Annotated in this window: 13 protein-coding genes and 1 other RNA gene; 3 read left to right on the top strand and 11 right to left on the bottom strand. The window is 39.4% G+C overall.

The annotated features are described in order from the left end of the window. Positions 1-27 precede the first annotated feature (27 nt). From ACYQ35_RS10500 to ACYQ35_RS10480, 5 genes are all read right to left on the bottom strand, one after another. Entirely contained in the window at positions 28-594 is a 567-nt protein-coding gene (locus tag ACYQ35_RS10500) for a hypothetical protein (protein ID WP_459833215.1), read from the bottom strand. A 16-nt stretch (positions 595-610) separates the two neighbouring features. After that, positions 611-1,090: RNase P RNA component class A (gene rnpB / locus ACYQ35_RS10495), an RNA gene on the bottom strand. 16 nt (positions 1,091-1,106) lie between these two features. Next, entirely contained in the window at positions 1,107-1,586 is a 480-nt protein-coding gene (gene rnhA, locus ACYQ35_RS10490; RefSeq protein WP_040449828.1) for a ribonuclease HI, read from the bottom strand. A gap of 5 nt (positions 1,587-1,591) precedes the next feature. Further along, on the bottom strand, positions 1,592-3,286 hold the full coding sequence (locus tag ACYQ35_RS10485) for a MutS-related protein (protein ID WP_009460905.1): 1,695 nt from the start codon (positions 3,284-3,286) through the stop codon (positions 1,592-1,594). A 13-nt stretch (positions 3,287-3,299) separates the two neighbouring features. After that, positions 3,300-3,887, bottom strand: coding sequence for an HD domain-containing protein (locus ACYQ35_RS10480; RefSeq protein WP_459833208.1), 588 nt, complete (start codon positions 3,885-3,887; stop codon positions 3,300-3,302). Between the two features lie 181 nt (positions 3,888-4,068). On the opposite strand from ACYQ35_RS10480, the gene ACYQ35_RS10475 reads away from it, so the two are divergent. Then, on the top strand, positions 4,069-4,644 hold the full coding sequence (locus ACYQ35_RS10475) for a xanthine phosphoribosyltransferase (protein WP_009460903.1): 576 nt from the start codon (positions 4,069-4,071) through the stop codon (positions 4,642-4,644). A gap of 41 nt (positions 4,645-4,685) precedes the next feature. Here ACYQ35_RS10475 and ACYQ35_RS10470 read toward each other — a convergent pair whose 3' ends face one another. Together ACYQ35_RS10470 and spoIVA are read right to left on the bottom strand one after the other, a co-directional pair. Beyond that, on the bottom strand, positions 4,686-5,711 hold the full coding sequence (locus ACYQ35_RS10470; RefSeq protein WP_459833203.1) for a threonine aldolase family protein: 1,026 nt from the start codon (positions 5,709-5,711) through the stop codon (positions 4,686-4,688). A 59-nt stretch (positions 5,712-5,770) separates the two neighbouring features. Further along, positions 5,771-7,243 (bottom strand): stage IV sporulation protein A, encoded by a 1,473-nt coding sequence (gene spoIVA / locus ACYQ35_RS10465; RefSeq protein ID WP_009460901.1) that lies wholly within the window; start codon positions 7,241-7,243, stop codon positions 5,771-5,773. A 126-nt stretch (positions 7,244-7,369) separates the two neighbouring features. Here spoIVA and ACYQ35_RS10460 point away from each other — a divergent pair, with 126 nt between their 5' ends. Further along, the gene (locus ACYQ35_RS10460; protein WP_459833198.1) at positions 7,370-8,296 is read left to right on the top strand and encodes a cation diffusion facilitator family transporter; all 927 of its coding nucleotides are present in this window, start codon (positions 7,370-7,372) and stop codon (positions 8,294-8,296) included. A 37-nt stretch (positions 8,297-8,333) separates the two neighbouring features. On the opposite strand, the gene ACYQ35_RS10455 is transcribed toward ACYQ35_RS10460, so the two are convergent. Genes ACYQ35_RS10455 through ACYQ35_RS10440 form a run of 4 tightly spaced genes read right to left on the bottom strand, consistent with a single transcriptional unit; the run spans position 8,334 to position 12,651 of the window. Next, on the bottom strand, positions 8,334-9,344 hold the full coding sequence (locus tag ACYQ35_RS10455) for an NAD(P)H-dependent glycerol-3-phosphate dehydrogenase (RefSeq protein ID WP_459833195.1): 1,011 nt from the start codon (positions 9,342-9,344) through the stop codon (positions 8,334-8,336). Between the two features lie 11 nt (positions 9,345-9,355). Then, positions 9,356-9,994, bottom strand: coding sequence for a glycerol-3-phosphate 1-O-acyltransferase PlsY (gene plsY, locus ACYQ35_RS10450; RefSeq protein ID WP_009460898.1), 639 nt, complete (start codon positions 9,992-9,994; stop codon positions 9,356-9,358). A gap of 1 nt (position 9,995) precedes the next feature. Then, positions 9,996-11,324 carry a ribosome biogenesis GTPase Der gene (gene der, locus ACYQ35_RS10445; protein ID WP_459833189.1) on the bottom strand — a complete coding sequence of 443 codons (1,329 nt, stop codon included), beginning with the start codon at positions 11,322-11,324 and terminating at the stop codon, positions 9,996-9,998. Between the two features lie 13 nt (positions 11,325-11,337). Next, the gene (locus tag ACYQ35_RS10440) at positions 11,338-12,651 is read right to left on the bottom strand and encodes a DUF512 domain-containing protein (protein ID WP_009460896.1); all 1,314 of its coding nucleotides are present in this window, start codon (positions 12,649-12,651) and stop codon (positions 11,338-11,340) included. A 155-nt stretch (positions 12,652-12,806) separates the two neighbouring features. Between ACYQ35_RS10440 and ACYQ35_RS10435 the strand changes: the two genes are divergently transcribed. After that, positions 12,807-13,979, top strand: a complete 1,173-nt coding sequence (locus ACYQ35_RS10435) for a ribose-phosphate pyrophosphokinase (RefSeq protein ID WP_459833185.1) — start codon at positions 12,807-12,809, stop codon at positions 13,977-13,979. Positions 13,980-14,030: the final 51 nt, after the last annotated feature.

Genomic DNA, 14,030 nt, shown 5'->3' with positions numbered 1-14,030 from the left:
AAAAGGTTCATAAACAGTTTTTAACACCTAACTGTTTATGAACCTTTTTTCTATCTGTTCTTTCAAATCTTTCATCTTAAAACTAAATGTACCTCGTCCGTTGCTATAATATGAACCAATTAATTTTTCTTCACCATTTTGCAAGGTAATGTAAAGTAAGTTCTTTTTTATTTCTATCTTGGTAATATCTTCTATTTTATAGCAATAGAAATCTGCTGTTCCATATCCCCAGCCATATATTGTCTTTTCAGATAACACACACTGCATATGAACAATACTGCCTTTAAACCATAATGTATCGGCTACATGACAAACAAAATCATCTATTTCCCGCAATTCTTCTGCCGAAACCATATCACAAATTCTTTTCATATGCGTCATTTCTACCTGTTTTTCGCATTTATGCAAATTAAATACGATTATCGCAAAATATAACAACATAATGATAAGAATACTTTCAACAAAAATCACATCAGGTTTCTTAAAAACAACTGTGTAATATCCCATAACAAATAAAAAGAACATTATTACACTAATAATTGTTCTCTTCTCCACTTGCCGTTTTCTTTTTTTCATGCGAATTAAATAATCCATATTTTCCCTTTCAACATATGTAAGCAAGACGATAAGCCGGGTTATGTCGTTGGACGGTCATCTATCTAGACCTATCGTTGCCAACAGGTTCAAGCAACCTACCTAAAACGTGGCGGGCAACCACAATGTTTTCATTCGGTTTTGCTTCGGGTGGGGTTTACATATGCCCCTGTTGTTACCAACAGGGCGGTAGTCTCTTACACTGCCCTTCCAACCTTACGCTATAAGAGGTGTGCGGTAGAGTGAGTTGTAAAACAACTCACTCTACGCGGCATTCACCGTATAGCCTCTTGCAAGTATATGGACTTATAAATAAATTTACAGCACATATACTTGCAAGAGGCTGCACACCTCATTGCTAACGCGGTACATTTCTGTTGCACTATCCTTAGAGTCGCCTCCACCGGACGTTATCCGGCACCCTGCCCTATGAAGCCCGGACTTTCCTCATCTGCGGTCTTTCGACACTTGCAGCTGCGACCGTCTGTCTTACTTACATACAGTTAAACATTTTAACATACTTCTACTACATCGTCAATTAAGTTTTCTCCGTCAGCGGACGATGTCGCTAAAAAATCGCACCTTTCATTCTGCATATGTCCGTCATGACCTTTTACCCAAATAAATGTTACCTGATGCGGTTCTTTTGCTTTTAATAAACGTTTCCACAAATCAATATTTTTTACCGGCTCATTCTTTCCTCGTTTCCACCTTTTTTTTATCCAACCGTCAATCCATTTTTGATTAAAAGCGTCTACAACATATTTGGAATCCGAATATAATTCAATTTCACACGGACGATTTAACGCTTCAAAGCCGGCAATAACTGCCATTAACTCCATACGGTTATTTGTTGTTTTTTTATACCCTTGTGATAATTCCTTTGTATGCAGTTCCCCTTTCGTGTCCACATACTCTAAAACCGTTCCATATCCTCCCGGACCGTCAGGATTCCCTCGTGCCGCTCCGTCCGTATATATTTTCACTTTCATCATATCTATACTCTCCATTCTCCCGTTTTTAAGAAATGTGTTGCCGTCTGCTCGGCACTTTCAATAATCGCTTTATCATAACCGATAATACTCAGCAATTTTATGGCATTTCGCGAAACCGCTCTTCCACGATACAATTCATAGTTAAACAAAATATCATTTTCCTGAATTTCTTCCTGAAAATGATAATTGCTATACTCATTTTCCAGCATATGTGTCAATTCTATATCATGTGTTGCTGCAAAACAAAGCACCTGCTTCTTGGAAAGACTTTTTAAAATCTGTGCCGACGCCGAGATACGCTCAATCGTGTTTGTCCCTCTAAGCACCTCATCTACAAAACAGAGCATCGGTATGTCTTCGTCCGCATGGCTTAAAATCCTTTTCAGAGATTTAATCTCCACTATGTAATAACTTTCATTTCCCTGCAAATTGTCCTTTAATGCCATAGAGGAATAAATCTGGAAGAAACTTGCCCGATAAAACGTGGAAATACTTGTATTTACCGTTTGGGCCAAAACAGCATTAATTGCCACCGTCTTTAAAAATGTAGATTTTCCCGAAGCATTTGAACCTGTAATCAACACATTTCTGTCTTCTGTAATAGAATTTGCCACAGGTTCTACGATAAGAGGGTGATATACATCTTTCACTTCAATAAACGCCTCTTCCGTTTCTCTCAATTCCGGAAGGCTATAGAATGGAAGACTTTCTCGAAAAGATGCTACAGAAATAAGTGCATCTAATATTCCTATGTTTTCTACCAAATTATCTATTTCACCTGCATTTTGCTTTATTTCCTCCAACATAGAATTAAACTTTAACAAATCAATATGTGTTGCCACACGGATATAATCCAAAAACGCCTCTGCCAGACTTCCCGTTTCTCGTTGAGTAGACATTAAAAGCGATGAACCAAAACGAAACTTTTTGAATTTCTTCCGAATGTCGGCAATATTATCTACATAAGTCTGCACTTCATCAATCTTTAATTTGGAAATCTCCTTGCTGGCATCTAACATTTTCAGTATATGGGAAAAAGTTGTTAAATAGGGCTGTATCTCTCCTCTCCTTTTAAAATACCGCATAACGTTCCACACCAAAAATACCATCATAACAACTAACCCGACACCAACTTCAAAAACCGTCATCAGCACAAGTCCTATCGGAATGGTCAGCAACGCTATATAATGTTCTACATTGCTCTCTTTTTTCAATGTGACAAGCAGATCAATATAGTCATTTATGGAAAACCTTCTTGTTTTTCCTATCTGTCGAAAGCATACTTCTAAATCCGCTCTCTCACTTTCGTGTGTGGCAAAGAAATGTATAAGCCGTTCTCTCTCATCTAATGTTTTCTGCTCTGTCACAGGAGTTCTCAACAGATAATATAAATATTCTTCTCCGGCAGAAGACTTCGTATTGTTTATGTAGGCAAAAACATTGTCCATATCCAAATCATTCCATGTAATTTCATCAATATATGGTTCATTGATTTTCCCTTTCTTTAACTGATATTCAAAATATCTTGAAATCTTCTCCACTTCTTCCTCATCATACTCTCTTTGAGGAATTTTACCCCACTCTTTTAAAAACTTCGCTCGCCAGACTCCTCTTGCCTTTTTCTCACTCAGATATATCTGTACTATACTAAAAACAATGAGGGCTGCCACTGCTGCCAATATGATTTCTATCTCCATCTTATCTTCCTCACTATTTTTCGTGAATATTTCCCAGTTGAATATTCTCCTCCACTATTCGCTGCATCTCTCCCCAAATTGTTTCTGAAGTTTCTTCAATTCTCTCATTTCTTTTATAAATCTGCTGTTTTTTCACCTGATGTTCACTCCAACTTTTTCCTTTTGCCGCATCATTTAGCAGCATCGGCTGGAAATTATCAAGAAGATGGGCGTATTTTGCCTCCTCCGTTTCATACTCCTCGAATTCTTCCCATAACTCTCTAAAGTATTGTCCCTGTTCTGTCGGAAGTATACTGAAAATGCGATCTGCCGCCTTCTCTTCACGCTCTCTTTTATCCTTCGCCCCCGCACTGTCATAGGCATATGTATCCCCCGCGTCAATTTCCACAAGGTCATGAATCAATACCATTGTAATCACTTTGAGAAGGTCAACCTCTTCGCTGACATATTCCTTCAGCAAGATGGCAGACAATGCAAGATGCCATGAATGTTCCGCATCATTTTCTTTTCTTTCTCCGTCAGACAGATACGTTTGTCTGAAAATATTTTTCACTTTATCCACTTCAACAATAAATTGTATTTGCTTTTCCAATCTTGTCATTTTCTCTTCTCCTTTTCCAAAATAATTATGTATCATTTTAACACGAAAGAAAAAGAAATACTACTCTCTCTTTTCTTTTCTAAAATTTAACATTGAAAAAAATCTTATTATGCGTTATCATGGATAACAATATAGAATTACTATAATCAGAGTGAATTTTGGTTAGGAGAGGAATAAAATTATGCAACTTTTAAAAGAACGAATTTTAAAAGACGGTGTTGTTAAACCCGGAAATGTACTGAAAGTAGACAGTTTTTTAAATCATCAGATGGACATTGACTTAATCAATGAAATCGGGAAGGAATTCAGAAGAAGATTTCCTTCTGATAAAATCACAAAGATTCTTACTATAGAGGCGTCCGGAATCGGAATTGCCTGCATCGTTGCCCAGTATTTTAACGTACCGGTTGTATTTGCAAAAAAAGCACAGAGTATCAACATTGACGGTGATGTTTATTCAACAAAGATTGAGTCCTTCACACACAAACGTACATATGACGTTATTCTTTCCAAAAAGTTTTTAACAGAAGATGACCATGTACTTATCCTTGACGATTTTCTCGCAAACGGCTGCGCACTGCTTGGACTGATTGACATTGTTCAGGAAGCCGGCGCTACAATCGAGGGTGCAGGAATTGTTATTGAAAAAGGAATGCAGGACGGAGGAAAGCAAATACGCGAGAAAGGAATCCATTTGGAATCCCTTGCCATCGTGGAATCCATGACAGATACGGAACTTACATTTAAAGAAGATTAATCGCAAAACAGATTGTGCCAATCGACACAATCTGTTTTTTCTTACATATCACTAAGAAGTTCTTCTACGTTCTCCTCTTTCGTTGCCCAACTTGTGCATAGACGGATAACACTGTTCTTTTCATCATATTTTTCCTGATATGTATACGCATATTTTTCTTTTAATTGCTCCAGTTTTTTATCAGGAACAATAACGAACTGCTGATTCGTATTACTGTCCAGCAAGAACTTATATCCTCTCTCCGCAAGACCATTTTTTAATCGCATTGCCAAGCGGATTGCATGATTTGACATTGTAAAATATAATCCGTCTTTAAATAATTCTCTAAACTGTAATCCGAGTAATCTTCCTTTCGCAAGCATTCCGCCCTTCTGTTTCATAATATAGCGGAAATCCTCCTGAAGAGCCGGATTGCAGATGACTATTGCCTCCCCAAACAATGCCCCGACTTTTGTTCCTCCGATATAAAAAACGTCACAGTTTTTCGCAATGCTTTCTAAGTCCAAATCATTGTTTTCAGCACACAAACCATATCCCAGTCTCGCACCGTCCAAATATAAATACATACCGCATTCATCACAAGCCGCACGCAGTTCTTCCACTTCTTTCTTCGTATATATTGTTCCCAGTTCTGTCGGATTGGAAATATACACTAATTTCGGCTGTGTCGTATGTTCAAAAGATGAATCATTTTTGTGAAGTGCGTAAGTTTCTCTCACCTGCTCTGCGGAAATTTTTCCGTCCTCACTTGGAACTGTCATTACTTTATGCCCGCATGCTTCAATCGCCCCTGTCTCATGTACGTTGATATGACCGCTTACCGCACATAACGCTGCCTGATGTGGTCTTAAAACAGAGGAAATCACTGTAAGGTTTGCCTGCGTTCCGCCTACCATAAAATGTACTTTTGCTTCCGGTGATTGACACAACCCTTTTATAATGATTTCCGCTTCCCGACAGTATTGGTCTCCTCCGTAACCTGCCGTCTGCTCCATATTTGTTTCAATCAGTGCCTCTAAGATACGTGGGTGTGCCCCTTCGTTATAATCACAATTAAATGCTATCATTTGATGTCCCTCCTAACTTTTGACTATATTCTTCATTATAGCACAAAAGCGGAAATATTTTAAATAATAATACAGACAAGTCCGCCATTGCTGTCATTTACAATCTTCTGCATCGTATCCTGCAGTTTCACCTGACTTTCGTCATTAATCATCATCATTTTATTGTGCATTCCTTCTGTAACCAGTTCCTCTATGGATTTCCCGAAAATATTTGTCTTCCACATTCCCTCCTCCGTTTCTTTCGTTTCTTTAATATATTTTATCAAATCCTCCGCCTGCTGCTCACTTCCCACAATAGGAGCAATCTCCGTCTCGATATTGGCCCGAATCAGATGAATGGACGGCGCCTCGGAATGTATCTTCACCCCGAATTTATTTCCCTGTTTGATGATTACCGGATCCTCAAGTTTAATCTCCTCTTTCGCAGGCGATACAACCCCATAGCCTTTTAATCTGACAGAATCCATCGCATCTTTCACACTTTCATATTCTTTGCGCAGAGTTGAAAGTTCTTTCATTGTTCCAATTAAATCGTATTCACTCGTAATATCCGCACCGGTCACTTCACTTAACACTTCATAATAAAAAGGCTCTCCAATCTGTAGCCGAACCTTCACACTGCCCGAATCCATTTTCACTTCCTCTACACGCATTTCCTCAATATATTCACTTTCCGTCTGTTTCCATTCTTTTTTCACATCTTTAATTTGTGAAAATGCGTCCAGCATTTCTCTTACATGCGAGAGCAAATCCTGTTTAATTCTATGCTCCATCGGAAGCATTTCAACCCATTTCGGTATGTAAAACTGTACTTCGGCAATCGGAAATTCAAATAAAACACTCTGCATAATCTGATGAATGTCTTCCTGTCTCAACTGTTCACAATTTACGGTTAATGCCGTCACTCCGTATTTTGATTCCACCTCTTCTTTGACAGCATTGGCCTCCTCCCCGTGGGGTTTTTTAGAATTTACCAAAACAACAAACGGTTTCCCAATATTTTGCAGTTCCCGAATAGTGTTTCTCTCCGCCTCCAAATAGTTCTCTCTCTTTAATTCTCCGATGCTTCCGTCTGTCGTAATCACAATTCCTATGGTTGAATGTTCCCGAATTACTTTTTGTGTGCCGATTGCAGCCGCCTTTGTAAATGGGATTTCATGCTCAAACCACGGTGTTTTCACCTGACGTTCCTCCTCATTTTCAATATGGCCGACCGCTCCCTCCACCATATAACCGACACAGTCTATCAGCCGGATATTTGCGGTAATCCCTTCCTCCAGCTCGATTGCTGCCGCCTCTTTCGGTATAAATTTAGGTTCTGTCGTCATAATCGTTTTGCCCGAAGCAGACTGTGGCAATTCATCTCTCGTGCGCACTCTCATATGCTCATCTTCCATATGAGGCAGAACAAGCAAATCCATAAATCTTTTGATAAACGTCGACTTCCCCGTTCTTACAGGACCAACCACTCCAATATAGATTTCCCCGTTTGTTCTCGCCTGTATGTCTTTGTATAAATGAAATGTATTCATAAAATACCCCCTTGTTATGCTGATAATAATGTATGTCAGTTTTTCTTTTTTTAGAAGTTACTGCGTTGATTTTTTCCCATAAAAGTCGTATGATGAAAATAAAAAAACAAGGTTGGTGTTACATATATGCATGCGACTCGCGCAAAACAGAAAAAAGAGCGTTCTGCCCTGAACATTTCATTGATTGCAGGGCTGGTTTTTGCCCTGCTGGAAATCATTATCGCTCTGTATACACATTCTCAGGCAGTTCTCCTCGACGGTTTCTATGACGGGGTGGAATCTGTAATGATCGTAATTTCCATCGGAATTATCCCTCTGCTCTACCGTTCTTCCAATGAAAAACGGCCTTTCGGCTATCTGCAGATTGAATCCTTTTTCGTTGTGATTAAGGGAGTGACAATGGTTGCCGTTACTATCGGACTAATCGCTACCAACATTGACATCGTATTAAACGGAGGACGGCATATTTCTTTTAATAACATTGCTTATTTCGAGCTTTTCGCAGCAGTCTTAAGCATATTTGTCATCTTTCTTTTGAAAAAGAAAAATGCGAAAACTCACTCTGCACTGGTGACAATGGAAATTCAGGAATGGATTATTGACGGAATCGCCTCCTTAGGTATGTCCGTCGCTTTCTTCCTTCCCCTTTTTATCAAAGCAAACTGGTTTTCTAATATCGTTCCTTATTTGGATCAGATTATTGCCATTTTACTCTCACTGTTTATGCTGCCCACTCCTATTCGTGCCATCATCACCGGACTTAGGGATATTTTCCTGATTGCTCCCGAGGAAGAAACCGTAACTGAAATTAAAAATATTGTGAATCCGATTCTAGATTCCTACGGTTACGAAGAACTTCATTACGATATTGTCCGCACAGGCAGAAAACTTTGGATTAGCGTCTATATTACATTTGATAAAGACATGATTTCCATTTCCCGACTTCGAAATTTGCAGGGACTGATTATCGATGCCCTTAAGAAAGAATATCAGGATTTCTATTTTGAACTTCTCCCTGATGTTGAATATTTTGGAAATACGGAAGTACGATAAAAGGGAGGACTGCAGACGCATTCCTCCCTTTTCTATTCTATTCCCACGGCAATGTAGGAATTTCTATTCTTTTATCTCTCAACATCAGTTCTTTTACCGCTTCACCCGGATTTTTTCCTTCAAACAGTACGGCATTTACCTGTTCGATAATCGGAATGGATACGTTATATTTCTCAGCAAGTTTTACGGCTGATTTTGTAGAGTAAACTCCCTCCACGACCATCTTAACTTCTTCCATCGCTTCTTCCATTGTTTTTCCCTGTCCGATTAAAATTCCGGCTCTGCGGTTGCGGCTGTGAACGCTCGCACAGGTAACAATCAAATCACCGATTCCCGTAAGTCCTGTAAAACTTTCCATCTTGCCGCCCATCGCCACTCCAAGCCTTGCAATCTCAGCAATTCCTCTTGTAATCAAGGCGGCTTTTGTATTATCACCATACCCCAATCCGTCTGCAATTCCCGCTGCGAGCGCAATAACATTTTTCAGGGCACCGCCAAGTTCTATTCCAAGCATATCAGGGCTTGTGTACACGCGAAATACTTCATTCATAAAGGCTTCCTGCAAATATTCCGCCGTCTTTTTCGTTTTCGCTCCCACAACACATGTTGTCGGAAGCCCTCTTCCCACTTCCTCAGCGTGACTCGGTCCTGAAAGCACTGCTACATCTGCCTGTGGAATCTCTTCATGAATCTGTTGTGACAAAGTCATAAGCGTATCTTCTTCAATCCCTTTTGCCACGTCCACAATAATCTGATTTTCTGCCACATATGATTTCATATTGCGTGCCGTTGCTCTTGTAAACGGAGACGGTACTGCAAGCACCATAAAATTTTTCCCCTGAATTGCCTCTTCCAACACGTTCGTAAACTGCATCTCTTCTGGAAGTTTCACCCCCGGAAGTTTACTCTTATGCTCTCTTTCCTTTGAAAGCATTTCCACCTCTTCCTTTGAAATTGACCAAACCGTCACATGATGACCGTTTTTGTGAAGTAATAATGCTAATGCAGTTCCCCAACTTCCTGCTCCTAATACACCTACATTTGCCATATTCTGTTCTCCTACTTCTTTCCAAACTTTAATTTGTTTTCAGTTCCGTTACATAATCTTTTTATATTTTCACGATGTTTATACACCGCCAATACCATTAAAAATACCGAAAGTGCATACAGTTCATACTGCTGCGACTGCGATAAGGTTGTCCCGAACACTTCTCCCTGTACAACCATTCCGATTCCGAAAATCACTACCAGAATAATTGAGCCAAGTGAAACATATCTCGTCACCCCTACCACAATAATAAATGTAACCATTGCCACAAGTGCTACTTTAGGATTGACCGCGAGCAAAAGTCCCGCTGTAGCAGCAATTCCCTTTCCTCCTTTAAAGTTAAGATAGAAAGGAAAATTATGCCCTAGCACTGCGCCTATTCCCGCATACATTGCCAACAGTTCAAACATTTCGTTATGACTTTTTCCGTAAATCATATAAGCGATTGCTACAGCCAAAACGCATTTCAAACTGTCTCCCAGGAAAGTAACGGCCCCCGCTTTCCAGCCGAGTGTCCGAAGAGCATTTGTCGTTCCCGCATTTCCACTTCCATGTTTTCTAATATCTATATGATGTAACCTTCCATAAATATACCCTGTCTGAAATAATCCGCATATATATCCAAGTATCAGACAAACAAAACGTTCCATATTACTTATCCTTATCCTTTCTCTCACGAATAAAGAATTTTAATGATGTTCCTTTAAATCCAAATGCCTCCCTGATTTTATTCTCCAAATATCTTGTATACGAGAAATGCATCAGTTCTTTGTCATTTACGAAAATTACAAAGGTTGGCGGTTTTACCGATACCTGTGTAATATAGTACAATTTTAAACGTTTTCCTTTGTCTGACGGCGGCTGCTGCATGGCAACGGCTTCCATCATAATTTCATTTAACACACCTGTAGCAACACGAAGTGTCTGGTTTTCAATAACCATATCAATCTTTTCATATAATTTATTTAAGCGCTGTCCCGTATGTGCTGAAACATACATAATCTCTGCATATGGCATATAAGATAATACCTGTCGAACCTGCTTTTCGTACTCATACATTGTCTTATCATGTTTTTCAATGGCATCCCATTTATTGACAACAATGATGATGCCTTTTCCCCGTTCATGTGCGATTCCCGCAATTTTAGCGTCCTGCTCCGTCACTCCCTCTGTCGCATCAATGACAATCAGAACGACGTCCGCTCTCTCCACCGCCGTAACTGTACGGATAATACTGTATCTTTCCAGTTCCTCTTTAATTTTATTTTTTCGGCGAAGTCCCGCCGTATCAATAAATACATATTCTTTTCCGTTATAAGTGATTGGTGTATCGATGGCATCTCTTGTCGTTCCCGCAATATCGGACACAATCACACGATTATCTCCCTGAAGTTTATTGATAATAGATGATTTTCCTACATTCGGTTTACCGACAATGGCAATACGAGGTCTGTCATCTTCAGCCTCTTCCGCTGTTGTTTCCGGAAAATGTTTTACAACTTGATCAAGCATATCCCCTATGCCCAGACGTGAAGATGCGGAAATCGGAAATGGATCGCCAATTCCCAAATTATAAAATTCATATACGTCTGCCATAAACTTCTGAAAACTGTCCACCTTATTTACAACTAATACAACCGGTTTACCCGAGCGTCGAAGCATATCAGCCACTTTGGAGTCCGAATCCACAAGCCCCTGTTTTACATCTGTCAAAAAGATAATGACATCTGCCGTATCAATGGCAATCTGTGCCTGTTCACGCATCTGTGATAAAATAATATCTTTGCTGTCCGGCTCAATTCCTCCTGTATCAATTAACGTAAATTCTTTATCAAGCCAGTTCACTTCCGCATAAATACGGTCTCTCGTCACACCCGGCGTATCTTTTACAATCGAAATCATTTCTCCTGCCAACGCATTAAATAATGTGGATTTTCCAACATTAGGTCTTCCTACGATGGCTACTATCGGTTTACTCATACTTTTTCTCCTTCTATATATTATTTATAATTGCTTCTATTAAATCTTGTCCGCTTGATTTTACAATATCTATATCTACTTGTAAAGACTCTTTCAAGTCTGTCAATGTCACATCATCTAAAAGCACTTCTTCTCCGTCCCTGAGCATACTGCACGGCAACAGCAAAGTATCTCCTAAAGGCTGTCCTTTTAACTGTCCGATTAAGTCCTGCCCTGTAATCAATCCTGCAACCGTAATTTTCTCTCCAAAGAAATTATTGATAATCTTATATAAATGTACGGTGATATTTGGATATTTTGTCTGCAGTCTTTCAACCATTCTCTTCAAATACGGATACGCAAGCACTCCTGTAGCAAGAGAAATCTCTCTTCGTCTGTCGTCCCCCACAAGAGTGTCAAACTCTTCCTCAAACTCATTTTGCAGAAGTCTTAACATTCCTACTCCGTTTTCTAACTGCAGATAGCCGTCATATCTTTCTTCTTCCGGCACTTCTTCCTCAGCAAGAATATACCACTCATCACCCGCGTGAATGAAATGTGTTCCGTGTTCTTCATAAATTTTCTTCTGCCATTTATGAATGGTTTCCAGCACCTTTTTTGCATCTTCTTTCTCAAAAGATTCAAGCGGGTACAATCCTTCGCGATATTTTGTAAGACCTACGGGCACAACGGAAACACTCTGCAGATATGGAAGATATTTTGTCATGTCCCTTATACTTCGCTCCAACTCTTCCCCGTCATTTTCTCCTTTACAGAGTACAATCTGACCGTTCATCGTAATTCCGCCTTCATATAGAATATCCACTTTCTTCAGCGCTTCCCCCGCAAAACGATTGTGCAGCATTTTACAACGCAATTCAGGGTTTGTCGTGTGTATGGAAATATTAATCGGTTCAAGATGATATTTCACTATTCTTCTCACATCATCATCACTCATATTTGTCAGCGTAATATAATTTCCCTGCAGGAAAGACAAACGCGAGTCATCATCTTTAAAGTAAAGTGTGTCACGCATTCCCTTTGGCATCTGATCAATAAAACAAAACATACATTTATTTCTGCAGGAACGGTACTCGTCCATCAGTCCCTGCTCAAAACTAATGCCCAAGTCCTCTTCATAGTCTTTCTCAATCTCCAGTTCCCACTGTTCTCCGTCCGGTTTCTCTATCAATACGATTAATTCTTCATCATTCACCAAAAAATGATAATCAAATACATCTTCTATCTCATTGTCGTTGATGCTGATAAGTTTATCTCCCGCTTCTATTCCTAATTCCCATGCAATGCTTCCCTCTTCCACACTGCGAATGATATGTTCCTTTTTCATGTTTTACTCCTGTCATCAAACAAATCTTCTTTATCTTCTCTATCATACTAAATTTTTAAAGAAAATGCAATTTTTAACGCTGCCTTGTTGAATCCACTGTTCTTTTTTGCTAAAATATTTCTGAAAAAAAGAATCATATAGAAACGGAGGCCACTATGCCAAATTTAAAAGTTTTAGAACAGAGTTTACCGATAGCACCTCTTAAAATCGCAGCATTAGAAAGTTGCACGGATTTAGCAAAAAAGGTAAATGACTATATCGTACAGTTTCGTCATGCACCTGTCGTAGATTCCATCGATCCGACATTATTTGCAAATCATCAGACAGACAACTATCTTGCAAGTCTTTCCTGCCCTCGTTTCGGCTCCGGGGAAGCAAAAGGTATGTTCCACGAATCCATTCGCGGCTGCGATTTATTTGTTATGGTCGACGTATGTAACTATAGTTTAACTTACAGCGTGAACGGTCACTTAAATCATATGTCACCGGACGACCATTATCAGGATTTAAAACGTATTATTTCCGCAGCAACGGGAAAAGCACACCGCATCAACGTTATCATGCCTTTCTTATACGAAAGCCGTCAACACAAACGTACAAAACGTGAATCATTAGACTGTGCCTTCGCATTGGAAGAATTGACAAATATGGGTGTTTCTAACATTCTTACTTTTGACGCCCACGATCCTCGTGTGCAGAATGCCATTCCATTAAAGGGATTTGACAACTTCACTCCGCCATATCAGTTTATGAAAGCACTTTTCCGCTCAGTTCCTGATTTACAGGTGGATAAAGACCATTTAATGATTATCAGCCCTGATGAGGGAGCAATGCACCGTGCGGTATACTTCTCTAACGTACTCGGAGTAGATATGGGTATGTTCTACAAGAGACGCGACTACTCTACTGTTGTCAACGGTAAAAACCCTATCGTTGCCCACGAATTCCTCGGTGATGATATTCGCGGAAAAGACTTAATCATCATTGACGACATGATTTCTTCAGGAGAAAGTATGCTTGATGTTGCAAAACAGTTAAAAGCTCGCGGAGCAGGACGCGTATTTGTTTGTACAACATTTGGTTTATTCACGGAAGGTTTTGCAAAATTTGACGAATACTATGAAAAAGGTTATATTGACCGTGTCATTACAACAAATCTTACTTACCTTCCTAAAGAAGTTCACGAAAAACCTTATTTCGTAACTGCTGACATGAGTAAATTCCTTGCCTTAATTATCGATTCTTTGAATCATGATTTGACAATCGGTTCTGTCTTAAATCCAACAGACAGAATCCACCAGTTACTGGCAAAACATAAGCAGATTTAATGACTTAAAAATGGTGTGACCACTCAATTCGGTCACACCATTTTTTATTCT

This window comes from Faecalimonas hominis, assembly GCF_054660755.1.
The sequence above is the reverse complement of the archived record's forward strand: the minus strand, read 5'-3'. Positions and strand labels throughout refer to the sequence as shown.